The following is a 25,339-nucleotide window of genomic DNA, read 5'->3' on the forward strand; positions in this document are numbered from 1 at the left end:
AGTGTTTCTACTTGATATTTCACCAAAAAACCAAGTATCCTGTGCAGTATGTGAACAAAGGATAGTTCCAATGTCTTATTTTGTAACATCGAAAGGCCACACTCAACTTATCGTTCCCTTAGCCATTACACCCTCTAGCCATCAAGCACTGCCTACCATAACAGGAAGTCCATTTAGCAGCGAAGCAGGAACAGTAGTATACGGTCATTATAATATGGAATACCTCCTTCCAGGGGGAGATAGGCTGCGCTTAATCGCCAATCATGATAAAAAAACAGTGCAGCTGATGTTATTTACCTACAAGGCAGAGGTAATTCAACTGCTTCCAGGAGATCGCTCTTCTTCATTAGTAGCAAATGTTATTAGTAAAATTCATCGCTACCGCATACGTGCAGCAAGTTACAGCCAGCCACTCACTTCTGCACAAGAACAAAAACTGCTGCTTGCTAATGAATGCATTGATTCTTTAAAAAAATTGCTAAAAAGAGAGCGGAGATTAACCAGTCAGGATCACGAAGGCCATGAAGCACTGAGAAAACAAGTGATCAAAATTATCGGCTATTGTTCCGATCAAAACCGCTTGTTAGCAACTTCACCACTGATATCCGAAGGCACCTTGGGAAACATACTTTATGAAGCTCATAAAATGGCACAACATTATTCTTTTAATCGTGTCTATTCTGTGTCGCGACAAGATCAAATGGACTTTAGCCATGTTGTAAAAAATCATGAAGAAAAACAACCATGCCTGGTGTGGGATAGCGAGCTTCATATAGGGCATAGCAGCAAAGATTTGGATGATGCATTAAGAGCGATTAGTGACTATTACAAATTATCTCCTGCAGCAAACCTGAGCAATATCCCTGCAAATCGATTTGCACAACTAGCGGCATTTTTTAATAAATTATGGCGAGATGGCCATGATTGGATCAATTATCTAGCAATAGATACGAAACCGGAACACAAAACAGAAGTAGTACAACGATTAGACGGTCTGACTATAACGAAAATCACACCCTACTATAAGCTACAAGGATTTCCACAAAAAGGTTACTCCGATTTACAAACCCTAATCAGCAAACGCATCAACAGCACCAGCAAACCTATACTTGCTCAAAACCCAAAAAAAGCGGATAAAATGATCAGTAGACTACCACATGGTAGTTCGATAATTATTGCTGATGAAGAGCTTATCCTAATCAGGCAGGAAAACAAAATAATGAGATTACGCTATTTTGTTCATGATGGGCTCTTCTACCCTTTGCCAGAAGGTCAGGATTTATATACTTTAGGACAAATCAGTAAACGTCATCTCTACTTACCAGAGCGAGTTAGTCTCAGACTTGATGCGTTTATTTCACGTATCCCCAGGTTTTTTCATAAATTCTACAAAAGTATGCGCCACTTTATTATCCATGATCTACGTGATGATTTTTTCAATCATATTCATGACACACACATTCCAAAATCCGATGAGCTTAAAGAACAACAAAGCAAAAACAGCAAAGTAAGGAATTCACTAAGATTAGCTTTGGAAAATAAAGGTCTTTTAGCTAATGGCCAAACTTTGGAAGAATTCATTAAAGAGCAGATTAGCATCAGCCCTTATATCATTGCTCGACCCAATCATCCACCAAGCCACCCTGCTTATGATAATCCGTGTCATCGGTTCTTAGAAATAATACGACATATCGCCAGCTTTTTCATCGATGTAAGTGAGCAAAATCCATTGATCGGTACTTTAGCAATGGCAGCATATACTTACGGCGGTGGTGCAGTACTTGCTCCAGAGTTTCTTAAATCAATTTTAACCAAATTACACTTACATGGTTTAATTGCAGGAATTGAACCCACACAAAAATTAGCTCACTGGATGAGTCATGGGACAATCTCTGAAGCGATTTCTGCATCAATGACCTACTGGCAAAGTGTCGTAGCCGGTGGAAATCTGGATAAATTTTTTGTTGAAGCGTTTAATACCCTCAAAGAAGATCCAGCGGAGATTGCAATTATTGCTTCATTAGCACTTAGCCTGGGTTATGGATTAACTAAAGTAATTCCATCATTAGGCCATGAAATGGGGGATTTTCCTTACACCAATTATGCCGCTTTAGGTGGAAAAGGTGGCGCGGCGATTTATGATACCATTATGCATCCTGGTGATGATTGGTTTCTTGGTACCTGTAAATGGTTTTGCAAAAGCGTTGTCACTTTAGGAAAGTTGTGTATTGCGCCATTTTTTGAAGGATATCATTATGGATTTCATGAGGGTTTTCTTAACGGTTGGAAAAAAAGCGGACTCCTTTTTAAGAGTTTCAGCAAACAAATTATTGCAGCATCTGCTGATTTTACTCTAGCCCTACTCACCATTCCATTTGTCGAAGTTAGTGCCCTATTTATTCATGTACCATTCCGTGGCATTACAAATCTACTCACTAAAATGCTTGCTATTCCTGGCAATATCAGTGCTATAGGAGAATTATTACTCTTCTTTGCAACAAGACCACCATCAGATAATTTAATCGCCAATTTTAGATTATCACCACTTTATGGTTTTACCTGGCCATTCGGACACTTTTCTGATAATCCATTGCTCAATCTCTGTATTAATACGGTTCGTGCCTTGTGCCTTCCACTATTACAATTAATGAAAAATCTCTTTATTTTGCCTATTTTGGATTTTATTTCTTTCTCTGTGCGCATAGCCCTTACCATTTTAGATCCTGTAATACGTATTCTTGCCTATGTATTAGGCAGTATTATCTGCACTATTGGCGAGGTATGGGATCATTCATTTGGTTTTTTGTTTACAACAAGTGCAAAAGGAATCACTTCCATTTGCAACTGGATCGATAACCAAGCCAGTACATTAAAACAAACTTTGTTATCGTTTATAGAAAGTCAACGTGGTCATTTATATTATTGGGCATTTGCAAAAGAAGATCTAAAATTACACGCTACTTTGGATGATGCGGAATATTATTCTAGTGACCCTAGACGTTATGAATTAATCCCACACTCTGAAAGTCACTGTCTTTTACAAACTCTCCTGGACAAACGCAGTGAACCCTATTTAAAAGAAAAAAATCATGAGCCGATTTCTCATCATGCTCCCATATTAGCGGTAAAAAATTCGAAAAGTAACTCAAAAGCCCCTTTGCAAAAGGAAACAATCAGCTATAGTATTTAACGTGCTCTTTGTAAGCCACTTGTTTCTGGTGATTTATTGAACAATATCGTATATAATTTTAATATGGTGTAAGAGGATACAGATCTATGTCAATTTCAAAAGAGAACCTAACAGAATATCTTACCTCTGATGAGTTCGCCCTTATAAATAAAAGACTTGATGCTGCCATACAATCAAAAATAGACAGCGGAGCACTTGGTTTTTCTTCACCTGAAAATCAAGCAGATCCTAATCCTTCTACAATCGATCTGAGCCAATTTGGCTTACATAATCCTGAAGACATAAAGATCTTCTTATTATCCCCTGCAGGGGAAACAGTGACCCATGAAATTGGTACTGAGTTAGCTCTTGAGCGAGCCATTGAAGAAGAACGGCAGCTGCAAATACAAGAAGAAATCACGATGCAGGAACGAAGAAGAGGTTTTCTATTTCATTGGCTGCTCGCGGAAGAAGCCGAAGCAAAAAAAGCTCAAAATGAGTTAATTGAGATGCAACAGGAGAAAATGCTAAAACCCAATCAACCAACTGCTCAGAAAAAAACGACTCCAGAGACCAATGATGCGCTTAAGGATACTTTGGAGCATTATGATAGCTCCATTAGAAGTTTTCAAAAACAACAAGAAAATCTTAAAGCAGAAGAACAAGCCCTTACCCATGAGCTAAGTATGCTTGAAGATGAGAGTATAGCCATAGATGAAAAGCATAAAACTTATAATAATGTTTTGAATGCATATGATAAATCTGCTCCAACCTTTGAAAATGATCCAGAAATGTTAGATCGGGAAATTAGCTCACTCGAAAGACAAATCGATAGAATGACTCAAAGTGTGTTTGACGAATTAGACAAAGGCAATGAAAAGGAAGCGCGTAAGATATTGAATCAACAAAATGCTTTAAACCTGCAATTGGCAAGCCTAAAGGACATCAAATCTAAAGTGGGAAATGAGAAAGTATTTTTTGATGCTGAGTTAAACTCTGAAGGCGTAACCTATGACAAAGCATTATTTGCTCTTCCCAAAGATCAAGCCCAAGGACTTGTAAAACACGATGGTAAGTATTTTCTTCTTGATAAAGGAGAAAATTGGGAAGATGTCAAAAATGATTCGTCAAAATTAGAAAATGCCCAAGCACGCTTTGAAAAAGCCAAACCCGAGATTATGAGTGTAAAAAATGTAGTTCAACACGTAAAAAAGCAAGAAGTCGAACTAAATACAACACGACAGGAAGAAACTCGTTCAAAAATTGCGGTAAATAAAGCAGAACAATTAATGGTTGCAAACCAAATTACATTGATGCAATCTGCCCGCGCAAATGCGCAGCAAGCGGCGCTTAAAGCAGCCATTGATGTACCTATGCAGCCGCCAGGATCAACAATCACAACTCAAAAGTTTGGCCTAGGCCTCACATCAATGCCAACCGCTGCACAATCACCTAAGGCATCCCCTGCGCCTACGCCATCGCCACAGATATTTAATGCCGCTGCCTTTGTACAAACTATAAGTAATGACCCCAAACCTACTTGGGGCTTCATGTTTTCTAAAGTTAAAACAATACAGGATCCAAGAGCCCAAAAAGATTTAGATAAATTTCTTACTGATGAAGCTAAGAAAAACTTGCCAGAAGAACAAAAAAATGAACTGGATAAATTTAACCCAGAAGCATTAAAACGAAAACTCATGAGTATGTTAGAAAAAGCACCTGTTCCTGAGATAGCAATGAATAGTTTCTTAAAACATATGGCTGAATTTGAAGAAGCCTATAAGCCTAATGTTACTTGTGAAGAAAGCCCATTGGCACAGCGTGAGCAGGCACAACCGCTTTCTCCATTTAATACTACATCCAATACTTAAACCGTTCATAATAGAAAAAATGTACCTCAAGAATATCCATCTGGATGATTGGGGTACTTTTTAAATAATAGTATCTCATTCCTGCAAAACTAATTAATATCCCTAATTTCTTCAAACGAGAATTACAAATATACTTGCCAATATAAACTAACTCTTCTAACATTAAACTTTGTGACTTAACCAAAGTTTACTAAAAAAATACATCACCGTAGGACTCAATATGATCTTAGATAAGTTACTGGGAAAGCAATCTGTGATTATATCACTGGATGTAGACAATTTCTTGTTTGAACGGTTAGAACAAATTAAAGCAGCCGGTTTCGATTTAGTTGAAATTAATTCAACAGATCAAAAATTATTAGCTCAGGCAATCGATCGATACCCCTCTCTTAAAATTGGTGCCGGTGGTGTTATTGATACACAACAACTCGAAAACTGCTATCAAGCAGGTGTTCATTTTGCTACTAGTCCTGGTTACTTACCTGCAATTGCACAAACAGCAAATGTTTACTCATTCAATTACTTACCAGGAGTCGCTACGATTTCAGAAGCAATGGCTGCGATGAGCCTTGGTTTTGCACACGTCCGCCCCTTCCCCGCTGATCTGGCCTTTTGTACTCTATTGAATAAGTGCCTTCCTCACTTAAAGCTATTTCCAGCTGAAATTGAATGGGAAGAAGCAGAGCATTTTCTTAATTTGCCCTCTGTAGCAGCAGTGAGCATACATAATCCTGATGCAAAACAGCTGGACGTGCTCACAACAAGTATTTTGGCATAATTTTAAGTTTTCAGGACTTACGAAAAATCTCAAGGTCGAGGCAAAAAATGTTTTAATGAGGGAGTTTAGATAGACTAAATGACCGAATTAAAAACATTTTTTAACAAAGAGATTGGAGTTTTTCGTAAGTCCTGGTTTTGTTAAGAAGTTCAAAATTTAATCTTAAGTATATACTTATGGCTAAGCATTCCTTAATGTTATCCTGCCTATAATAGGTTAATTACCTAGTTTTTATAGGCTATTTACTATGCTGACTGACGCTATTTTAGATGAAACAATAGCGACTCTTTCCAGTTATAACGGAAAACACAAAAACGATCCTTTATTTGATAACTACAAAGAAGGCATAAAAAAAGCACTTGTTGATTTTATTAATCAATGTAAGAGGTTACCACTTGCACAGCAATTGAATTATATTGCCAAAGAAATGAAAGAAAAAACAGGCAGTATGTCTGCCAAAATTGACAAGGTTAGTGGTGGAAAGCGTAGTTGGACTTTAGTTTTTGCTATAACAGCATTAGCAATCGAACGAAAACAAAATTTACCTAAAGATCATCCTGAAATTGCCTTTATAGATATGCTCTTATCTGGTTTAAGTAATGGTTGGGTCAATGCATTTAATTGGGTGGGAATAACAGGATTAAGACTGAATCAAGAAGCAATTAATAAAGTAATAGATGGAATGAAAGGCTGGATTCAAAAATACGATATCAATCAAGGGGAACAAACGAGCCATGATATCTTATTGGCACTGTACACTTCCCTATCTTCATTTGAGGAAAAATTAACAACTTTATACCTGACACCTAAAAAATATAAAGATGAAATGGGAGCCATAAAAGCCCTGTTGACTGATAAATTTAATGAATTAAAAAACAAATTGGAAAATAAAAATAGACCTTCAGTTCAATTAGTTGATCCATTAGAAAAACTGGCTCCTAAAGAAGATATTTCATATCAACGCTTTAAAGATCAATTAAATCACTTAAAAATGCAACAAGCGCAAATTCTGCAAAATATAAATACCTTTCCTCAAGAACAATTTAATCGAATAACTCAATTACAACAATTATTAAATGAGCAACCTTCAGTAAGCAGCGAAGACCTAATGAGTCAATTTTGGAGCCAGTATGATACTCAAAAAAAATTCAATCAACTTCTGATCGATCTTGATATACCAGAAAATGAAAGATCGGGATGGAACGAATATTTTAAATACCAACATGGCTCTTATCAGGAACAAGCAATCTCATTGTTGTGGACAGGACGTTGGGGCCTTCCTCAATTTATCGGAGGCATCCCAAGTAAGACGATTTCTTTAGAGATATTGAGGAGTAAAAATGATACGGCCTTAAAACCTCTGCAAATAATTCAGACTCAAATTGAACGACACAAATTAATTCCGGATGAAGAAAAGCCTTATCACCTCATTATTAGCATAGAAGATGAGTTAAATAACTTAGCAGAATTAAAAAAGGTTAAAAGGGATTTATTAGAAGAGGTTGTCGATGTTATAAGCCATAAAACAACAAATGCATTGGCAAAGATAAATAGTGATATTGAGGAATTGATTAATAATTTGGAAAAGCAAAAGAAAATGATTCAATCGCTTAAAAGCATCCATGAAAAAATAGAACGATTGAAGAAGCATGTAGATTGTACAAGCTTGGAAGACTCTTTTAGATTATTCCTTGATGAGGCAAGCAATAAAATAAGGCACACAGTTCTTCCTTTACCTTCTGACTTATCAATAGCAAAAAAAATTGCCGCTTTGGACTTCTCTATAGCTAGAGCTCAGGAGAATGTTCAAGGACTTCAATTAAGCATCAACTATATGGTCAAAGAATGTAAGAGTCAAAAATCGAGTGTAATTGTATTGGTGTCAGATTTTATCCATACCAAAGAAAATACCCTGGGACATGCATTCCTATCCTTTTTCTCATCTTCGTATAAAAGTATGTTTAAAGAATTAAAAGAAGCTCTAAATGAGGAATCAATTGAAGATCGTTTAAATAAAATCAAAGCAATATTAGGCATTAGCAATGAACTACGACAAGAAAAAGAAATTGCCAGTCAATTTCAGAAACTAAAAGAAGAAGCACAAGAAGTTCTAAGTAAAAAAGGCATTGAAGAAATGCCAATACTAATAGAACCTAATTAATTGCTTTTATTAACCAATAAATCCAAAATGAAAAATCCAGCTCCGATACAAATCGCACTATCTGCTATGTTAAAAGTAGCAAAATGGTGGTGTTTATAATAGACATCTATAAAATCAATTACATAACCGTGATATGCTCTATCGAACAGATTACCTATAGCACCACCTAAAATAAGGCTTATCCCTGCCAAAAGTAACTTAGCATGGCTCGCAGTACGATACAGCCAGATAGCAAGTATACTACTCACTATTAAGCTAAAGACGGCAAAAAACCACCGATGCCAATCTCCGGCACCGCTTAAAAAACTAAAAGCAGCGCCAGAATTATAAGCCAAAGTAAGATTAAACATTGGAAAAACAGGTAATGGTTTATAGGGAGTTAAAAAAGCACTCACCAAGTATTTACTTGCTTGATCACAAATAATTACTACAAGACTTAATATAAACCATGGCCATTTTTTCATATAAATTGCCTCATTTCCTCTTGGCCACTGATATTGCCAACACAACGTAAACAGAGCTCGGGATGTTGAACATCTTGTCCCACATCGGGTCGTCTATGCCAACAACGAGCACACTTTTCATGCTTACTTGCTGAAACAGCAATCGAAACACCATATGTCGTAGCAGACAAGCCAGCAGGGGCTGAACTCATGGGATGAACTGCTGCTCCTGATGTAATTAATAAAAAGCGCAATTCCTCGCCCAAACGAGTCAATTTAGGTAATACTTTGTCGTCAGCATATAAAGTTACCTCTGCAGCCAAAGCAGAACCGATTTCTCCTTTTTGACGTGTTTCCTCCAACGCCTTATTCACTTCATCACGGATTAAATGCAATTCATCCCAATCCATCATGTTCACATCATCAATTTGAGGCCACGCATCATACCAAAGTTCAGTAAAGACTGATTCCTGGTTATATCCAGGTATATAGCGCCCTATCTCCTCAGCCGTAAAGGATAATATGGGAGCTAACCAAAGAGAGAATGCCCTAATAATGTGGTACATCGCAGTTTGACAAGAACGACGGGCCTTGCTTTCTTTTGCTGTGGTATATTGTCTGTCCTTAATCAAATCAAGATAAAAACTTCCCATATCTACTGCACAGAAATTATGAATCTTCTGGTAAATAATATGAAATTGATAGCTTTCATAGGCTTCTATAATTTCTTTTTGTAAGAGTTGACTGCGCTTTAATGCCCATTTATCCAACTCCAAAAGATCTTTGTCTTGGACACAATCAATTGCCGGATCAAAATCGAATAAATTAGCTAACAAAAAGCGGGCTGTATTACGAATTCTGCGGTAAGCATCTGCATTTCTCTTAATAATTTCATCCGAAATGCTCACTTCATGTCGGTAATCAGTAGAGGCTACCCATAAACGTAAAATATCAGCACCGTGTTGATTAACCAATTGATCTAAAGCAACATAATTTCCTTTGGATTTAGAAAGTTTCTTACCTTCAGCATCCACCGTATATCCATGAGTCAATACGGTTTTATAAGGAGCAACACCATACATGGCCACGGAAGTAGTTAACGAGGAGTTAAACCAACCGCGATGCTGATCTGAGCCCTCGAAATAAATATCTGCAGGAAAAGCCAAAGCATTATTTTGTTGTAAAACACAGAAATGAGTTACTCCTGAGTCAAACCACACGTCCATGGTATCATTAATTTTCTCATAAAACTCAGCATCATCCCCTAGCAACTCTTTTACATCCATTTCGAACCAGGCATCGATCCCCGATTTCTCAATAAGTAAAGCGACCTTTTCAATCAGCTCAAGTGTATTAGGATGCAATTCACGCGTCGCGCTATGTACAAACAAAGGCATAGGAGTGCCCCAGGCTCTTTGTCTTGATATGCACCAGTCGGGTCTATTTTCAACCATATTGCTAATACGAGCCTTGCCCCAATCAGGAACCCAAGTTACTTTATCAATTTCTTTGACAATATGTTCCCTTAACTGGCTTTTATCCATAGAGATAAACCATTGAGGCGTAGCCAAAAAAATCATCGGTGATTTATGCCGCCAGCAATGAGGATAACTATGTCTAATATTTTCTTTAGCTAAAAGGACTCCTTTTTCAGCTAAAACACCTAAGATGGTCTCATTAGCCTTCAATACAGAAAGTCCAGCAAAAAGTTCAACATCATCAGCAAAACAACCATTTCCTTTAACTGGATTAATCAAAGGTAAATTATACGCTTTACCAACCAGATAATCATCTGGACCATGAGCGGGCGCAGTATGTACACTTCCTGTACCCGACTCGGTAGTGACATGCTCACCTAATACCACTGGTACAAAACGATTATAAAAAGGATGTTTCAATTTTAAATGTTCAAATTGCTTTCCTTTCGCCGAGCCACGTATTGTATATTGACTCATCCCATAACGAGCCATCGCAGATTCAACCAAATCAGTAGCGAGTATCCAATATGCATCACCAGTATCGACCAAGGAATAATCAATCGCAGGATGCAAACATACCGCTTCATTAGCAGGTAAAGTCCATGGAGTAGTTGTCCAAATAGGAAGACCTAGGGGCTTTATTTCTGCATTTACTTGAAACAAATGAATAAATTCTTCAGGATTTACTGCAAAAAAAGCGACATCAATCGATGGAGAGGTTTTCTCATCATAGTCAACTTCTGCTTCAGCTAAAGCAGAACCACAATCAATACACCAATGTACTGGTTTAAAACCTTGTTGTAAATGACCATTTTTAATCATCAGCCCCAATGCGCGCACGATATTGGCTTCATAACGGAAATCCATAGTGACATAAGGATTGAACCAATCACCAAAAACTCCAAGCCTTTGAAATTCTTCTCGCTGAATGTCAATTTGGCTGGCAGCATACTCACGGCATTTAGCACGAAACTCTCGAGCGGATACCTTGTCACCAACTCGGCCTATTTTTTTCTCTACATTAAGTTCAATGGGTAACCCGTGACAATCCCATCCAGGAACAAATGGCGCGTCATATCCACTAAGTGATTTTGATTTAACAATAATGTCTTTAAGAATCTTATTTAACGCATGTCCGCAGTGCAAATGACCATTCGCATAAGGTGGACCATCATGCAGAATGAAACGCTTACATCCAGCACGGGCTTTACGAATTTTTTCATATACCTTTTTTGCTTGCCAATCAGCCAAAACCTCAGGTTCTCGGGTAGCCAGGCTTGCCTTCATCGGAAATGAAGTATTAGGAAGGTTTAATGTATCTTTATATTCTGCCATAAGAGTTCGCTCTGCAAAATCGTTAAACTTTTGGTGACTTCTCACCCCGTATCAGGATATAGCTCGCATCGGGTGCATCTTAGTATGAAAAACATTTTGGAAAAACGCGCATTATCCCTGCCCTTCCAAAATGATTTTCATTCAACCGGCACTCAAATCTACACCTAGCTTTGATATAGAGGTAATTTCATTACAATTCTTGAGGAATTCTTTCGCCACCGCAATATCATCATAAATCTGTGCAATTAAAGCATCCACCGAAGTGAATTTAACCTCATCACGCAATTTGTGCAAGAAAAACACCTGCAATAATTCGCCATATATTGACTGATTAAAATCGAATAGATGAACTTCCAAAATATTTTTGCTGCCATCTACTGTAGGACGGCGTCCAACATTAGCGACACCATAAACCATTTTGGAGGCAATTCGGACCTGAACTGCAAATACTCCTTGTAGCGGTAACGAGTACCGATGAAGAGCCAGATTTGCTGTAGGAATTCCCCACTGACGTCCGCGTCCATCTCCATGTAATACACGCCCGCAAATACTATAAGGCCTACCCAGATATTTGGTAGCTATGCTCAACTCGCCATCCTGTAAAGCTGTTCTAATTCGTGTTGAACTGATTCGATTTTCGTTGATACAAAAATTTGAATAAATATTCACATCGCAAGCATATTCAGAACTGAGTTCCTTCAACAAGCTCACATCGCCTTCTCTATTTTTGCCAAAACGAAAATCCTCACCTATGAGTAGATACTTCACATTGAGTGTAGAAAACAAATAAGTACGTGCAAAATCTGCCGCTGATGTTTGCGCTAATCCACTATTAAATTTTAGACAGTATATATAATCAATCTGGCATGAGCGTAACGCATTTAATTTTTCTCTTAAACTGGAGAGTCTTGCAGGTGCTTTCTCCTGTTGGAAATATTCTCTGGGCTGTGGCTCAAATAGAATAAGGACTAAAGGCAACTTTAATTCATTTGCTTTAGCTCTTAAAGTCCTAATAAGATTTTGATGACCTAAATGCACACCATCAAAATTTCCAATAGTAGCTACCACACCTTTATCAAAAGCAGAAAAATGTTGAATCCCGCGCAACAATTTCATAATAATTCAATCGTGTAACTCGAAACCTAGTAGTATACTTGTTTTCTGCCCAGTTGAGAAATAATAAGAAGATTGAAAATAAATTATTAGGCGTCGTTCCAGCTCCAGGAGCAAGCAAAAGCAAAAATTAGGTTTTAAAAGATTCCTATATTCTCTGAATTTCGCTTCGTTGCCCCGAGATACATTTTATGATTTTTCTGGATGAGCAGAGCGGACAATCAAAACATCACATTGAGCTCCGTGCAAAATAGAGTTTGCTGTTGAGCCTAATAATAATGAAAGACCGTGCTTTCCATGACTTCCTGTAACAATCAAATCGATATGTCGCTCTTGTGCAATTCTTAAAATTTCATTTTTGGTGGAACCAAATTCAATAAATCGGTGTTTTGCATCCACTCCTAACTTTTGGCCTAAATCATTGAGTTCTTTTTCGGCTTGCTCTCGAATAGATAATTCAACCTCAGCAAATCCGGCAAAACCAGGATATGCATATGCAGGAATGGGCTCTACGACATGAACTAATATCAAATCAGCGCCATTCTCATCAGCAATTTTTTTTGCCTTATGCGCTGCTATAATACCAACTTCGTCAAAGTCAGTAGCAAACAATACCCTCTTATACATCATTTTCTCCTTAAAATTCCGATGCCTACTTATAGACTAGCAGATTTAAAATTAATTGCATTACAAATAGAACATGTTTCTTATCAAAAAGATAAGTATTATAAATTTCCCATTCTTTGTAATTTTATCTTGATTCAGATGCGTCTTGCTTTGATAAGTTAGATGAATTCTTTGCAAATTTAGGCCTTTCTTAATAAAACCTTAATGTTTTTACAATAAACTCTTAGGGCATATTTTAGTCAAATAAATCCAACGATTAGGAGTTTTCAATGCCTAAGGCTTTTACCCATTTATGCAAAAAAGTTAATCTTAGTTTATATAACGATACCTTGACTGTTTATCCCAAACCAAGCCTACAACAAAGTAGCCTACCTCCTGTAAAAGATGAATTAAGCTTACTTTTTCTTCTATTGTTCTCTAAAATGAATTGCGTTAGTGCTGAAGTCAATAATTTTTTTATGCATCGCTCAAACGAGTTGGGTGTTTATCGCTTTGTACATCGCGATGATGCTGATCATTATTTATATCATCAAGACGATTTTGAAATGGAGGATGATCATTATCATGCTCAATTTGCAATAGCCATTAATGAGGGTAAATTAGATAGCATTTTAGATGTATTGCAGAAATATTCGATTATTTCTGAAGAGGAACATAAAAGCTTTGTCAAAGCATATCATGAAGCGAATGCTATTCCTAAAGAAGATCTTGCAACAAAGCAAACGTCGGTTGTTACTCCTGCAGCTAAGCAGAAAGAAGACAAACCTACTTTCGGGGGGTTCAAACGAGGATTTTTCCTTTCAAATAAAGAACCATCTAAGGAGTTTGATTATCCTGATAAACCATCCATGAATACACTTTGAAATCCAGCTCTCTTGACTATTCTTAAAATTCAGCGTGCCTCACTTCAGGCACGTTCCTTCATTACCTCAGATGCCAACATCAATCCAGATTTTTCTCTCTTAATCTAATATGCTCTTCAGCTTTAGCAATTGCTTTCCGAATAGCATTAGCCTCTTCTGATTGTTCTGGTGCCAGTTTTAATAAGCGTTGCCAATAACTTATGGCATCCTCATAAGCATGACTCACAAAAGCATCCATCGCAAGCATGGCTAATGCATCTGGCTGATTGGGATTATTTTTTAATAATTGACTAAAAATCTCGGTAATTTGTTGGGTAAATTGCTGATTATTCAGAACCCACAAGCTATGTGCATAATTGATGGCGAATTGTTCATCATCTGGATTAAATTGATATGCTTTCGCAAAAGCATCTACAGCATTTTGCTGTTTATTTTGGCTAGTATATAAGCGTCCCAAAAGATACCATCCTTTAGCACTTTTTGGAGTGTCATCCAATTTTGCGCGTAATTTATCGATTAATTCTTGCGGACTTTTTACGGATTCTAACATTTTTTTAGCTTGTTCCTGAGAATTCAGTTGATGAACGTGCTCTTGCCATCCACCAAAACCACCCCAATAAAAATATCCAGCAAATGCGAGTAAAAATATAGACGGGACCAGCAGCAAACCCGCTATAAAATGACGCCTGAATGGGTAAATTATGAACATACAGGCCAGTCCTGTTAGACCTGCTAATAATCCCAATAACCACCATTCATTCATAAGAAACTCACTAATTTTAAATAATACCTGGGTTCGAGAACCCTCTCCATGACTCACTAACCTAGTTCAAGTGAAGTATGCTTCTTCTCTCGAGTTCTAAAACAAGTTCGCCAGAAAATAACAAATCCTAGTAATAAAAATAAAAGAGGTCCAAACCACAGTAAAAAAGTCACCGCCTTAACTGGTGGTTTGAATAGAATAAAATCGCCATAACGAGCAGTTAGATAATCACTTATTTCATTATCACTCTTACCCTCTTTAACCATTCGATATACTTGAGCACGCAAGTCTTTGGCTAACTCAGCATTAGAATCCGCCAAATCTTGATTTTGACAAACAAGGCACCGCAAATCTTTGAGTAAATGGTTAAACTGAGCTTCTTTTTGAGCTGAATCCAAAGGATAAATGCTGCTTGCCCAAACTGATGAACATAAAAAAAGTAAAAATCCAAACAAGATGAGGTCTATTCTCATGAAGTCTGCTCCAACTGCTTTATCAAGGGTAAAACCTCTTTTAACCATACCTCTTGAGTCATAACTCCCACATGTCGATAACGAATTATTCCTTGTTTATCAACAACAAAAGTCTCTGGTGCTCCATAAACTCCTAAATCAATCGCAACCCTTCCATCTTGGTCCTGGATAACGAGTTTATAGGGATTCCCCCATTGCTCTAACCATCGGAGTGCATCAGTTGCTTTGTCTTTATAATTTAACCCATAAATTGGTATTCCTTCGCGTGCCAGTTGCAACATAAAAACTTGCTCATCAATACATGCCGAACACCAACTGGCCCAAACATTTAACAAAATCACCTGATCGCGTAATTGATTGGAATTAATAAGGGAACCCGGAGCCTGCAATTGAGGTAGACTAAACTGAGGCAATGGCTTTCCCAGCTGAACAGAAGGTAACTCATGTGGATTTAGAGATAAACCACGCCAAAGAAAAACACAAAGCAGCAAAAAAAGAGTAATTGGAATAACCTTCCATCCTATTTTTTTCATGCTTTTAACTCCTGAACACCAACTGCTACCGACTGTCTTTTTCGATAATATCGTCTGTCAGTCAATGCAAAAAAACCACCAGCTAAAATCATAAATCCACCCGCCCAAATCCAGCGAATTAAAGGTTTATAATAGAGCCTTACCGACCATGAATTATTAGTTAATGGTTCACCGAGGGCAATGTAAATATCTCTAAAAGGTGTCACATCAATTGCCGATTCCGTCATGGGCATTTGACCTATTGTATACAACCTTTTCTCAGGGTAAATCATCTTCGTCTTACCTTGATAATTTATTTTAAATTGCGCTTTGGTTCCCTTATAGTTGGGGCCAGATAATGGTTCTTGCTGCATAAACTCGATAGAGTAACCTTGCAGAGTAACTTTTTTTCCAGGCTCCATTTGCACATCATCTTGTACACCATAAGCTGTAGACACCGCAATGCCAATTACCGTAGTTGCCACACCTAAATGTGCCAGAATCATTCCCCAATAAGCCTGCCCTACCTGGAATAAACCACGCTCGTAAATCCGTCTGTAAGCCGCCTGAGTCGTACTTAAAATCACCCAGAATGCCAGGATCAAGCCCATAAAGGCAGTAATGTCAAATTCTCTCGAAGCAGTAAGCAACAAAATGAAAGGAAATAAAAAACTGAGAAATGCCATTTTCCAAAGTTTCTTTAACACATCTTGCCAACGATCACTATTCCATCTTAAATGAATACCAATTCCCATCAATAACAGCAAAGGAACCATCAACGGAACAAATACCGCATTAAAATAGGGAGCACCTACAGATAATTTACCTAGCCCCAACCCTTCAACAAGCAACGGATACACTGTTCCCATTAAAACAGTAAGCATAATTACCACTAAGAAAACATTATTTAATAACAACGCACTTTCTCGGGAAAAAGGACTTGGGTTGCTGCCTGAATGCAAGCTTTGTGCCCTAAAAAGAAATAATAATAAAGAACCGCCAATAACAAATAGTAAAAATCCCAATATGTATAATCCACGTTGCGGATCTACGGCAAATGCATGAACCGAGGTGAGAACACCGGAACGTACAAGAAAAGTACCAATTAAGCTTAAAGAAAAAGCGGCAATGGCCAACAACATCGTCCACGCTTTAAATTGTTGGCGTTGCTCAGTCACTGCCAAAGAATGCAATAAAGCAGTTCCTACCAGCCAAGGCATAAAAGAAGCGTTTTCGACTGGATCCCAAAACCACCATCCTCCCCAACCTAACTCTCGATAGGCCCACCAACTTCCTAAAGTAATCCCAGCAGTTAAACAACACCAGGCAGCTAAGGTCCATGGTCTAGTCCATTTGGACCAACTGGTTTCTACCTTGCCGGCCCAAAGTGCCGCTATAGCAAAAGCAAAAGCCACAGAAAAACCAACATACCCCATATACAACATAGGCGGATGAAATAGAAACCCTGGATCTTGTAATAATGGATTCAAATCACGACCTTGAGTATTTAAAAATTGAAATTGGCGTAAAAAAGGATTGGAGGTAGTCAGTAAAAACAGAATAAAACCTATACTTAACCAGCCAAGAACAACTAAAACGCGCGTACGCATAGCCTTATCGAGACCCGTACTGCAAAAAGCTACAAGCAACATCCAAAAACTAAGAATACAGACCCATAACAACATAGAACCTTCATGTCCGCCCCATACTGCACAGAGTTTGTAAAACCAAGGTAAGGAAATACTCGAGTTACTTACTACATAAATAACTGAAAAATCATTCTTTAAAAAGCAAAGGGTCAGGAAAAAATAAGACAAGGCCATAAAGAAAAACTGGCAGACCACATAGGTACCTGCAGCATCCATCCAATTACTGCGCTTTAGTTGCAACCCTACAAGAGGAACAAAGGCAAGCATTATGGACGAAAGCAAAGCCAAAATTAAAGAAAAAACCCCTAATTCTGCAATCATGAGTGTACCTTTTTGGATAAAGCGGCTTTCACTTCCGGCGGCATATAATTTGCATCATGTTTCGCCAATACTTGTGAGGCACGAAAATGTTGATTATCAAGCAGCTGCCCTTCAGCAACTACACCCTGCCCCTCTCGAAACAAATCAGGAAGAATCCCCTTATAAGTTACGGTAATCGTCTTATCAAAATCAGTTATTTTAAAGGTGACATTCAAACTTTCTTTCGAACGGACAATGGAACCGCTCTTAACCATTCCCCCCACACGAATATTATGCTGTCGTGGCGCTTCACCAGTTACAACTTGGGTTGGAGTATAAAACAAGCTAATATTTTGTCTTAGAGCATATAAAACCAACGCTGCAGCAATGGATAAAATAGACAGGGTAAATACTAGAATCATTATCTTGCGTTTGCGTGCTGGAGTCATCTTTATCGCTTAAACCATTGTTGTAATTTTTGGCGTGTTTGCTTTCCTTTCCATTTCATACCTAATAAATTCATTACTAAAACAACACAAACCAAACCATAAGCTGGCCACACATAAATGGAATATCCTCCCATCGCCAACCATTCTAAAAACTGATTCATTTAACTTCCCCTTCAAATTGAATCTTGACCCAAGATTGTCTTTTTTCCCTAAGCAATAGTTCCTGGCGTGCTTTCCCTAAAATAATCCACAAACAATATAAAATAAATCCCGCTATGGTCAACAATAAGGGGTATAACATGCTGCCATCAATTTTGGGTTTGGCAAAAACCGACAAAGTGGATCCTTGATGTAAGGTATTCCACCAATAAACTGAATAATGAATAATTGGTAAATCAAGTATTCCAACTAAAGTTAAGATGGCAATGATTTTATCTCCATCTTCTTTGCTTTTTATAGCATAGTGAGTCGCTAAAATCGCCGCATAAAGCAATAAAAGGATTAATTCAGATGTTAAACGAGCATCCCAAACCCACCACGCCCCCCACATGGGCTTTCCCCAGATACTTCCAGTTACCAGCGCAAGAAAAGCCATACTAAGACCCATTTGAGCCACAATATTAATCAAAAGACCTGCTATCTTAATACGCCAAACCAAAAGCAATACCGCTAAAAACCCCATCCAAGCATAGAGCATCATCGATAAAAACGCACTGGGGACATGCACATAGATAATACGGAATGCATCGCCTTGTTGATAATCAGGCGGAGTAAATGCCAGTCCCCAAACGATACCAACAAATAACGTAACCAAAGCACCTACTGCCAAAGTTGGAATAAGGCGTCCAGCAAAATTATAAAATAACTTAGGCGATGCCAGTTGGTATAATAATTTCCACATAGGAATAATTGAAATCAAAAAAAGCGGATTTTATCACGTATCCACTTATTCGCAAAATCCATAATCAAGACAGTTTGGCCAAAATAGTAAAAAGGGAATCAGCTCCTATTCAACATGACTGATGCGCATCACTCCAGCAATTGCATAAGGTAAAAATCCCACAGCAACTACCGATATTGCTGATAACAAGGCCAGATAAGCGCTAACTGGTAAACCTTGCATGGCAATATTTAAAGTTCCACTTCCAAAAATAAGTAAAGGTAAGGTTAATGGTAATAAAATCAAAGCCATCAAAAGACCTTTTTGGTTGACTCCGACACCAAACGCAGCAGCCAAGGCACAAAGAAAAAGTAAAGCGGGAGTTCCGCAAATAATAGTAAGCGCAAGTACTTCTGTCTCCCATAAACTTAATGAAAACAATAAAGCAATTAAGGGGCATAAAATGAGTAACGGCAGTAAATTAAATAACCAGTGCGCAATTACTTTTGCACTAACTAGCAATGGTAATGACTGACCAGAAACAATCCATTGTTCAATTACCCCATGCTCATAATCTTGTTGAAATAAGCGCTCTGCTGAGAGCAATAAAGACAAGAGTATCGCCATCCACACCAATCCAGGAGCTATAGTTCTAAGCAAAATGATCTCTGGCTTTACTGTAAGAGGAAACATAAAAAGGAACATTAAAAAAAACAAACAGGAGTTGACTAAAAAACGAATTTGACGCACCTGAATAAGCAACTCGCGTTTGCATTGTTTGGTAAATAAAGCAAATGATGAAATCACAAACAATACTCCTCATAATCAGAGGAGTTGAGTGGCAATTGCTGGTGCGACGTCAATAATACAGCCCCACCCTGCTTTCGATGAGCTGCTATTTTATCCATAATCTGTGTAATGGCCTTATCATCTAACGCCACTAAAGGCTCGTCAAGCAACCATAATTTAACATCAGAGAACCACAAGCGTAGTAAACCAGCTTGCCTGCGCTGTCCTGTAGATAATAGGCCGCAGGGGATATCTAGATGATGTTCAAGTTTAAAAATCGAAGCGAATTCTTTTAGCTTACTCAATTCATCGTTCTTGATGGTACGTGAACATGAAGAAGTATAATGAAGATCAAAAACACAATTTTCTTTTAACGTTAAATTAGGATTAATCCCTGATTTGTGACCAACAAAACATAGATGGCGTTGATAAGTTGCTCGGTCCTGGTCTATATTTCGCCCTAGAAATTGAATTTCACCCTGATGCGGATGATATAAACCGGCGATTAATTTCAATAAAGTCGTCTTGCCTGCACCATTTCTCCCACGTAAATGAATTAATCCCCCTGACGGCAAATGAAAAGCCACCTTATTTAATAAAGGCTTATCTTGATAATCAAAATCAAGGTTAATCACATCAAGCATAGGTCAATAATACACTGTGGGTTGGTGCCAACGCCTGGATGAGGCATAGCGAAAACTTTGAACCATTTCAACTTTATAATATCCAGTTCAGCCGCACTTCTCTACCATTAAGTCATTAAATCAAGTACTTTTGTCATTCCCACAAAGGTGGAAATCTATTTCTACATGAAGCGCTAAGCCACTCTAAAAAATAGATCTCCGCCTTCGCGGAGATGACATAGACTATATTTCTAACAAGTTCACTTAATAGCAGTGCCGCTACCCTACTCGGGCTATACTCTAATAAAAGAATAGTACTTGAACTAAAAAACAAAACAAGTGTTATTTCATTTCCAAGGTTTTTTCAAATTCCAGATCGCTTCTTCGTTCTGCGACCATCTCTCTAAAAGCTTTTACAGAAGAGGTATCGCATTGCACAAAAAAGCTCAAAACCCAGGTTGTAAGTCCTTGACTTGCAGCAAGCACCTTATACTCAGGCGATTTTTCTAACTTTGTTATTACTTCCTCAAGATTCTGCGCAGTAGCGTTTTCAAGTTGTTTTTTAAAATTCAACAGAATTTGGCTTTTTAATAAATCACCAGTAAATTTTTTATAATCACCATCTAATTTGTGACTCTTTGCATTGAAAAGATGGAATCTATTTTCTGATGCATTTTTTACTTGAGCTTCATAATGAGTACTGACTATGTAGAATTGTGGTTTGATAAGAATTGAAGCATTAGTGATCAGATCAGAACAAATTTCATTTTGTTTCTCGATTATTTTTATGGAACTTAAATCATTATTATCGAACATTGGAAATAGATTGGGACCAATCATTCGACTCAAATTATCAGATGTCATCTTGGTTTTTTCATCATTGGCAACATTGTTTAACATTCTTAACAAGCAAAAGGCTATTTTTTGATTAATTTCTGAGCGTTGTTCCAAGATGTGTTTTATTTTTTCTAGATAATTTTCATTGTTCTGTTTCGCTTTGATTAAAGTGCCTAATTCAATAGCTGTAAACAAGAGCTCGTTATTGGCTTGTAATGTGCCCAAAATTGCTTTTAGTACTTGTGCACATTGCAGAATTGTCATTTCAGTGAAATCAATCCTTCCTTGTTCAATTTCAGCAACTAGGGCTTTACGCCTTGGTTCTGAAAATGCAGATATACGAAAAACACCTTCTTTCTCAACATCCTTCTTTAATTTATTATCTATCAGCTTGATGAGAATTAATGCTGCATACTGCAAATTCTCAATTTTCTTTTGTCTTAATCTTTCATTAGAAGGCATAATATTACATTCCCCTACAACTTATTGAATATACTTAAACTAGCTCTTGCGTACTCTCTTATTGAGAGCCATAATTTTGTTTTTATTTTTTAAAGGTTAATGATGGAATTTTTAGCTCAATACGGTATGTTTCTTTTAAAATCAGTGACTGTAGTGATTGCCTTTCTCATAATATTTGCAGGTTTTTTTTCCATGAGCCGCAAACCCAAGCCTAAACTGGAAATCACATCATTAAATGAGCATCATGATCATATCATATCCATAATGAACAAAGAAGTTCTTGGCAAAAAGCCGCCGAAAAAGAAAAAAAATAAAGAAGAACAGCCAACTCTTTATGTTCTTGATTTTCATGGGGACATTAGAGCCTCCCAGGTAGAACAACTTAGAGAGGAAATAACAGCCATACTATGCATTGCAAAATCTGGAGATGAAGTTTTAGTTCGCCTGGATAGTCCTGGTGGGGTAGTCAATAGCTATGGATTGGCTGCGTCACAGCTCCAACGTATTCGTGATAGAAATATTCCATTGACTGTGAGTATTGATAAAATGGCCGCCAGTGGCGGTTATCTAATGTCCTGTGTTGCGAATCAGATCATTGCAGCACCTTTTGCGATTATTGGCTCTATAGGTGTAGTAGCCCAAATCCCTAATTTCCATCGCTGGCTTAAAAAACACGATATTGACGTGGAATTGTTAACTGCCGGAGAGTATAAACGAACTTTAACATTGCTAGGTGAGAATACTGAAAAAGGCAAGAAAAAGGCTCAGGAAGATCTGGAAAAAATTCATGCTGCTTTTAGAAATTATGTAGCTGAACATCGCGAACAACTGGATATAGATAAAGTTTCTACAGGAGAACATTGGTTAGCCAAAGATGCCTTTGCTCTGCATCTCGTCGATAAATTATGCACAAGTGATGACTATCTGATAGAAAAAATTGCAAACTTTAAAGCATTCAAACTAACTGTGCCACCCAAAGCTACTCTAGCTAATAAATTGCTTAAACCAGCAATGAGGTTTATGCAACCCTGGGGTTAACCAATTAAATTCAGCAGTTGAATTATAAGGATGAATAATAAAAAGCTTTAATATTCAAAATACTGAATCAACAGCTGAATTTGAGATAATGGTATATAATTAATTTAGATTACATAATGGAGTGAGCTATGAGTGACTTTAAAACAAAACTGCCAGATCTCAAAGAGTTAGCTTCAATGACAAGCAAGTTATATACAGATATCAAAAAAAGTGTTGGTGAAATCGTTCAGTCCTATAAAGAAAATAGAGCCCAACAAGCAGAGGAAACGGAAAAAACAGAGCAAACAACAAATGTAGAGCCTGTTAAAGAGGCTAAGCCTAAAAAAACCGTTGAAGAAAGCGCATCTAATGAATCCACGCAACCAGTTGAACCACCAGAAGAACCGAAAACCGATGACACGAAACAGTAAGTAGTTTAACTGATTACAATGTAGCCTGGGTGAAGCGTAGCGAAACCCGGGACTTACATAATATATGTGAATTATCTGACACACCTTGCCAAATAGCTAACTCAAGAAACGCTTCAAACTCGTTCGGGACGGGTAAGACCATATTTACGCATTTTTTCTACCAAAGTGGTGCGCCTCATATTCAAATAACTTGCAGCATGTGCAACTACCCAATCTGACTCATGTAATGCTTGACTAATAAGGGCTAACTCAGTTTTTACCAAATGTTCTTTTAGGTCTATACCCTCTGTACCAGAAAGCTGCTCCTGACTCATCGCTTCTAATAAAGCTTCTCGTTCAGAACTCGATGTATCTGATTCTGTATGCGGAGGCTTATATTCACCTCGAATCTTTTGTGGTAAATCTTTTTCACTCAAAATTCCTTTGGGATACAGAATAGTTAATCGCTCGACTAAATTAGCTAACTCTCTAATATTACCTGGCCAGCTATACTGACTTAACGTAGCCATAGCATCCGGCATTAAGCGTACGCTAGGTCTGTTTTCACTTTCGATGCGAGAGATCAACTCATTAAATAATAATGGAATGTCCTCTGCTCGTTCCCTGAGAGGAGGCATTTCTATGGGAAATACGTTAAGCCTGTAAAATAAATCCTCTCTGAACTTCCCTTCTTTAATCGCTTCCTCCAAATTTCTATGAGTGGCAGCAATAATCCTTACATTCACATCAATACTTTTATTAGAACCTACTCGCTCAAAACAACGCTCTTGTAATACCCGTAATAATTTGACTTGCATGGGTAACGGCATATCACCTATCTCATCAAGAAATAAAGTACCGCCATTTGCTAATTCAAATCGTCCTTGGCGTGAGGTAATCGCGCCAGTAAATGCGCCCTTCTCATGACCAAATAATTCACTCTCAAGCAGCTCTCCGGGAATGGCACCACAGTTAATAGGAATAAAAGGCTTAGTAGCTCGTGAAGACAGAGAATGAATATTACGTGCTACAACCTCTTTACCTGTACCAGATTCCCCTAGAATTAGAACACTTGCTTCAGTATCAGATACTTGCTCTATTAATCTGCGAACATTACGAATACTGACACTATTCCCCACAAGGCTGCGTAATAAAGGATTTTTATGATTGCTGCTAATAATAGATTTGACTGCTTCCTTAGCAATTTGGCATTGATGCAAGGATTCCATTATTTGGGCATAAGTAAATGGGAACGTTTGACAAGCAACAACATTGCGTAAGAGGCATTGAGTATTATTTAATTTTTGGCCTACGAGAATAACTGGAACATTGGGAAATTTGTTTACCAAAGCATCCAGCTCATTGATTGTCTCCTGTATTGCTTCACTTGCTCCCAGAAGTATAACATTAGGCTCAATATCAGCCACTTTCCACTCGCTATACTTATTGACTTCAGTAGATTCACCAATAAAATCAAGTATGGTACGCAACGTGTTGCCACGACTTTCATTATTATCAATGATAAAAACTTTGTCATTAATACTCATAAACTTATCCTTAAGTTTTATATACTTGCATTATCATTCTTTCCTCCAAAAGCGAGGAAAGATTTCAATAACTCACTATCGATAACACACGATTAATTTAAACGCATTGCACTGATTCCCAAAGCATAACTCTTGGCTACCGATTGTTTTAGTGGCACTTACTTGGGTTTCTTTCACAAAATGCTTGGCGTGTATATATCCCATACGACTGCAAAAGGAATTTGCTGCACGTGAACCGCAACCTTGCTTTTGGTCATAGCACCAATCCACACGATAATCATTAAAGCGAGGGGCAGCAAAACTCTTTTCCCGATAATGATAAGGTTTTGGAGGGGTATGAGATAATCCAGTAGCACAAACTATGGTCATAAAACCATTACAGCGCCAGCCTTTGCAGTTTGAACTGGTTGATAGGTAATGTGTTAATCCTATATTGTAGGCAATTTCATTATCGCTCGAATAATCGTAACCTAGCATTTGGCAATAACGATCCGCTACGATTTTGCCACATTCCTTACCATCCACAGTACAATAATCCAGACGCTCCCCTAGATAAGTAGGATGCCAAAAATTTCGAAAAGCTTTATTGTGCTTTTCATTAGCATTTGAATGACTCGAAAAGGAACAAAATAAAAAAACTAAAAACATAAAGTAACGAAAATTGCTCATTAAAACAATCCTTTAGCGATTATTAAATCATGTTAGCCTATGACGCTTACTGGTACAAGAGTAACATATGGTAAATCACTATTGATTTATTAAATGTAGCACATCTAAGTCAATTCATTTT

23 protein-coding genes are annotated in these 25,339 nt (G+C 37.6%); 7 read left to right on the forward strand and 16 right to left on the reverse strand.

Annotation, left to right across the window (positions count from 1 at the left end; all coding sequences use genetic code 11):
• The first annotated feature begins 70 nt into the window (after positions 1-70).
• The 4 genes from ELY20_RS09470 (at position 71) to ELY20_RS09485 (ending at position 7,979) form a co-directional block, all read left to right on the forward strand.
• A complete protein-coding gene (locus ELY20_RS09470) occupies positions 71-3,190 on the forward strand; it encodes a hypothetical protein (RefSeq protein ID WP_110142459.1) in 3,120 nt (1,039 codons plus the stop codon).
• An 86-nt stretch (positions 3,191-3,276) separates the two neighbouring features.
• Entirely contained in the window at positions 3,277-5,040 is a 1,764-nt protein-coding gene (locus tag ELY20_RS09475; protein ID WP_110142460.1) for a hypothetical protein, read from the forward strand.
• Positions 5,041-5,260: 220 nt separating this feature from the next.
• The gene (locus ELY20_RS09480) at positions 5,261-5,818 is read left to right on the forward strand and encodes a bifunctional 4-hydroxy-2-oxoglutarate aldolase/2-dehydro-3-deoxy-phosphogluconate aldolase (RefSeq protein WP_110142461.1); all 558 of its coding nucleotides are present in this window, start codon (positions 5,261-5,263) and stop codon (positions 5,816-5,818) included.
• A 247-nt stretch (positions 5,819-6,065) separates the two neighbouring features.
• On the forward strand, positions 6,066-7,979 hold the full coding sequence (locus ELY20_RS09485; RefSeq protein WP_110143447.1) for a hypothetical protein: 1,914 nt from the start codon (positions 6,066-6,068) through the stop codon (positions 7,977-7,979).
• On the opposite strand, the gene lspA is transcribed toward ELY20_RS09485, so the two are convergent.
• The 4 genes from lspA to ELY20_RS09505 all read right to left on the reverse strand — a co-directional run bounded on the left by lspA (position 7,976) and on the right by ELY20_RS09505 (position 12,975).
• On the reverse strand, positions 7,976-8,443 hold the full coding sequence (gene lspA / locus ELY20_RS09490; RefSeq protein WP_058468294.1) for a signal peptidase II: 468 nt from the start codon (positions 8,441-8,443) through the stop codon (positions 7,976-7,978). The genes ELY20_RS09485 and lspA overlap by 4 nt on opposite strands.
• On the reverse strand, positions 8,440-11,235 hold the full coding sequence (ileS, locus tag ELY20_RS09495; RefSeq protein WP_110143448.1) for an isoleucine--tRNA ligase: 2,796 nt from the start codon (positions 11,233-11,235) through the stop codon (positions 8,440-8,442). Before ileS ends, lspA begins: the two co-directional genes overlap by 4 nt.
• 141 nt (positions 11,236-11,376) lie before the next feature.
• On the reverse strand, positions 11,377-12,351 hold the full coding sequence (ribF, locus tag ELY20_RS09500; RefSeq protein WP_110143449.1) for a bifunctional riboflavin kinase/FAD synthetase: 975 nt from the start codon (positions 12,349-12,351) through the stop codon (positions 11,377-11,379).
• A 186-nt stretch (positions 12,352-12,537) separates the two neighbouring features.
• The gene (locus ELY20_RS09505; protein WP_110143450.1) at positions 12,538-12,975 is read right to left on the reverse strand and encodes a universal stress protein; all 438 of its coding nucleotides are present in this window, start codon (positions 12,973-12,975) and stop codon (positions 12,538-12,540) included.
• 269 nt (positions 12,976-13,244) lie between these two features.
• On the opposite strand from ELY20_RS09505, the gene ELY20_RS09510 reads away from it, so the two are divergent.
• Positions 13,245-13,838: a hypothetical protein gene (locus ELY20_RS09510; protein ID WP_110143451.1), complete on the forward strand. Its 594-nt coding sequence runs from the start codon at positions 13,245-13,247 to the stop codon at positions 13,836-13,838.
• A 79-nt stretch (positions 13,839-13,917) separates the two neighbouring features.
• Here the strand turns inward: ELY20_RS09510 and ELY20_RS09515 are convergent, their stop codons facing one another.
• The 10 genes from ELY20_RS09515 to ELY20_RS09560 all read right to left on the reverse strand — a co-directional run bounded on the left by ELY20_RS09515 (position 13,918) and on the right by ELY20_RS09560 (position 21,575).
• The gene (locus ELY20_RS09515) at positions 13,918-14,601 is read right to left on the reverse strand and encodes a tetratricopeptide repeat protein (protein ID WP_110143502.1); all 684 of its coding nucleotides are present in this window, start codon (positions 14,599-14,601) and stop codon (positions 13,918-13,920) included.
• Between the two features lie 56 nt (positions 14,602-14,657).
• Positions 14,658-15,074 carry a cytochrome c-type biogenesis protein gene (locus tag ELY20_RS09520; RefSeq protein WP_110143452.1) on the reverse strand — a complete coding sequence of 139 codons (417 nt, stop codon included), beginning with the start codon at positions 15,072-15,074 and terminating at the stop codon, positions 14,658-14,660.
• Complete coding sequence (locus ELY20_RS09525; RefSeq protein WP_110143453.1) at positions 15,071-15,607, reverse strand: DsbE family thiol:disulfide interchange protein; 537 nt, start codon at positions 15,605-15,607, stop codon at positions 15,071-15,073. Before ELY20_RS09525 ends, ELY20_RS09520 begins: the two co-directional genes overlap by 4 nt.
• Positions 15,604-17,556 (reverse strand): heme lyase CcmF/NrfE family subunit, encoded by a 1,953-nt coding sequence (locus tag ELY20_RS09530; RefSeq protein WP_110143454.1) that lies wholly within the window; start codon positions 17,554-17,556, stop codon positions 15,604-15,606. Before ELY20_RS09530 ends, ELY20_RS09525 begins: the two co-directional genes overlap by 4 nt.
• On the reverse strand, positions 17,553-17,984 hold the full coding sequence (gene ccmE, locus ELY20_RS09535; RefSeq protein ID WP_110143455.1) for a cytochrome c maturation protein CcmE: 432 nt from the start codon (positions 17,982-17,984) through the stop codon (positions 17,553-17,555). The genes ELY20_RS09530 and ccmE overlap by 4 nt, the downstream gene beginning before the upstream one ends.
• 2 nt (positions 17,985-17,986) lie before the next feature.
• Positions 17,987-18,145 carry a heme exporter protein CcmD gene (gene ccmD / locus ELY20_RS09540; protein WP_058468303.1) on the reverse strand — a complete coding sequence of 53 codons (159 nt, stop codon included), beginning with the start codon at positions 18,143-18,145 and terminating at the stop codon, positions 17,987-17,989.
• Positions 18,142-18,885, reverse strand: a complete 744-nt coding sequence (gene ccmC / locus ELY20_RS09545; protein ID WP_199739197.1) for a heme ABC transporter permease CcmC — start codon at positions 18,883-18,885, stop codon at positions 18,142-18,144. Before ccmC ends, ccmD begins: the two co-directional genes overlap by 4 nt.
• Positions 18,886-18,990: 105 nt before the next feature.
• Entirely contained in the window at positions 18,991-19,671 is a 681-nt protein-coding gene (gene ccmB, locus ELY20_RS09550) for a heme exporter protein CcmB (RefSeq protein ID WP_110143457.1), read from the reverse strand.
• Positions 19,668-20,297 carry a heme ABC exporter ATP-binding protein CcmA gene (ccmA, locus tag ELY20_RS09555; protein WP_110143458.1) on the reverse strand — a complete coding sequence of 210 codons (630 nt, stop codon included), beginning with the start codon at positions 20,295-20,297 and terminating at the stop codon, positions 19,668-19,670. The genes ccmB and ccmA overlap by 4 nt, the downstream gene beginning before the upstream one ends.
• Before the next feature lie 321 nt (positions 20,298-20,618).
• Positions 20,619-21,575 carry a RhoGAP domain-containing protein gene (locus ELY20_RS09560; RefSeq protein WP_110143459.1) on the reverse strand — a complete coding sequence of 319 codons (957 nt, stop codon included), beginning with the start codon at positions 21,573-21,575 and terminating at the stop codon, positions 20,619-20,621.
• A gap of 102 nt (positions 21,576-21,677) precedes the next feature.
• Here ELY20_RS09560 and sohB point away from each other — a divergent pair, with 102 nt between their 5' ends.
• Together sohB and ELY20_RS09570 are read left to right on the forward strand one after the other, a co-directional pair.
• Positions 21,678-22,613, forward strand: a complete 936-nt coding sequence (gene sohB / locus ELY20_RS09565; protein ID WP_165831630.1) for a protease SohB — start codon at positions 21,678-21,680, stop codon at positions 22,611-22,613.
• A gap of 128 nt (positions 22,614-22,741) precedes the next feature.
• On the forward strand, positions 22,742-23,023 hold the full coding sequence (locus ELY20_RS09570; protein WP_110143461.1) for a hypothetical protein: 282 nt from the start codon (positions 22,742-22,744) through the stop codon (positions 23,021-23,023).
• A 113-nt stretch (positions 23,024-23,136) separates the two neighbouring features.
• On the opposite strand, the gene ELY20_RS09575 is transcribed toward ELY20_RS09570, so the two are convergent.
• Together ELY20_RS09575 and ELY20_RS09580 are read right to left on the reverse strand one after the other, a co-directional pair.
• On the reverse strand, positions 23,137-24,549 hold the full coding sequence (locus tag ELY20_RS09575) for a sigma-54 dependent transcriptional regulator (protein WP_110143462.1): 1,413 nt from the start codon (positions 24,547-24,549) through the stop codon (positions 23,137-23,139).
• A gap of 75 nt (positions 24,550-24,624) precedes the next feature.
• The gene (locus tag ELY20_RS09580; RefSeq protein ID WP_110143463.1) at positions 24,625-25,218 is read right to left on the reverse strand and encodes a hypothetical protein; all 594 of its coding nucleotides are present in this window, start codon (positions 25,216-25,218) and stop codon (positions 24,625-24,627) included.
• Positions 25,219-25,339: the final 121 nt, after the last annotated feature.

The organism is Legionella qingyii (assembly GCF_003990155.1).
GTDB classification, from domain to species: Bacteria; Pseudomonadota; Gammaproteobacteria; order Legionellales; family Legionellaceae; genus Legionella; species Legionella qingyii.

What these genes read in the sequence shown, in the direction of transcription:
- ELY20_RS09480 (WP_110142461.1), top strand. Translation starts at nt 5,261, where the DNA reads ATGATCTTAGATAAGTTACTGGGAAAGCAATCTGTGATTATATCACTG.
- ileS (WP_110143448.1), bottom strand. Translation starts at nt 11,235, where the DNA reads ATGGCAGAATATAAAGATACATTAAACCTTCCTAATACTTCATTTCCG.
- ELY20_RS09525 (WP_110143453.1), bottom strand. Translation starts at nt 15,607, where the DNA reads ATGAAAAAAATAGGATGGAAGGTTATTCCAATTACTCTTTTTTTGCTG.
- ELY20_RS09505 (WP_110143450.1), bottom strand. Translation starts at nt 12,975, where the DNA reads ATGTATAAGAGGGTATTGTTTGCTACTGACTTTGACGAAGTTGGTATT.
- ELY20_RS09560 (WP_110143459.1), bottom strand. Translation starts at nt 21,575, where the DNA reads ATGCCTTCTAATGAAAGATTAAGACAAAAGAAAATTGAGAATTTGCAG.
- ELY20_RS09485 (WP_110143447.1), top strand. Translation starts at nt 6,066, where the DNA reads ATGCTGACTGACGCTATTTTAGATGAAACAATAGCGACTCTTTCCAGT.
- ELY20_RS09530 (WP_110143454.1), bottom strand. Translation starts at nt 17,556, where the DNA reads ATGATTGCAGAATTAGGGGTTTTTTCTTTAATTTTGGCTTTGCTTTCG.
- ELY20_RS09580 (WP_110143463.1), bottom strand. Translation starts at nt 25,218, where the DNA reads ATGAGCAATTTTCGTTACTTTATGTTTTTAGTTTTTTTATTTTGTTCC.
- ELY20_RS09575 (WP_110143462.1), bottom strand. Translation starts at nt 24,549, where the DNA reads ATGAGTATTAATGACAAAGTTTTTATCATTGATAATAATGAAAGTCGT.
- ELY20_RS09520 (WP_110143452.1), bottom strand. Translation starts at nt 15,074, where the DNA reads ATGAGAATAGACCTCATCTTGTTTGGATTTTTACTTTTTTTATGTTCA.
- ccmC (WP_199739197.1), bottom strand. Translation starts at nt 18,885, where the DNA reads ATGTGGAAATTATTATACCAACTGGCATCGCCTAAGTTATTTTATAAT.
- ccmA (WP_110143458.1), bottom strand. Translation starts at nt 20,297, where the DNA reads ATGCTTGATGTGATTAACCTTGATTTTGATTATCAAGATAAGCCTTTA.
- ELY20_RS09570 (WP_110143461.1), top strand. Translation starts at nt 22,742, where the DNA reads ATGAGTGACTTTAAAACAAAACTGCCAGATCTCAAAGAGTTAGCTTCA.
- ccmE (WP_110143455.1), bottom strand. Translation starts at nt 17,984, where the DNA reads ATGACTCCAGCACGCAAACGCAAGATAATGATTCTAGTATTTACCCTG.
- ELY20_RS09470 (WP_110142459.1), top strand. Translation starts at nt 71, where the DNA reads ATGTCTTATTTTGTAACATCGAAAGGCCACACTCAACTTATCGTTCCC.
- ribF (WP_110143449.1), bottom strand. Translation starts at nt 12,351, where the DNA reads ATGAAATTGTTGCGCGGGATTCAACATTTTTCTGCTTTTGATAAAGGT.
- sohB (WP_165831630.1), top strand. Translation starts at nt 21,678, where the DNA reads ATGGAATTTTTAGCTCAATACGGTATGTTTCTTTTAAAATCAGTGACT.
- ELY20_RS09475 (WP_110142460.1), top strand. Translation starts at nt 3,277, where the DNA reads ATGTCAATTTCAAAAGAGAACCTAACAGAATATCTTACCTCTGATGAG.
- ELY20_RS09515 (WP_110143502.1), bottom strand. Translation starts at nt 14,601, where the DNA reads ATGAATGAATGGTGGTTATTGGGATTATTAGCAGGTCTAACAGGACTG.
- ccmD (WP_058468303.1), bottom strand. Translation starts at nt 18,145, where the DNA reads ATGAATCAGTTTTTAGAATGGTTGGCGATGGGAGGATATTCCATTTAT.
- lspA (WP_058468294.1), bottom strand. Translation starts at nt 8,443, where the DNA reads ATGAAAAAATGGCCATGGTTTATATTAAGTCTTGTAGTAATTATTTGT.
- ELY20_RS09510 (WP_110143451.1), top strand. Translation starts at nt 13,245, where the DNA reads ATGCCTAAGGCTTTTACCCATTTATGCAAAAAAGTTAATCTTAGTTTA.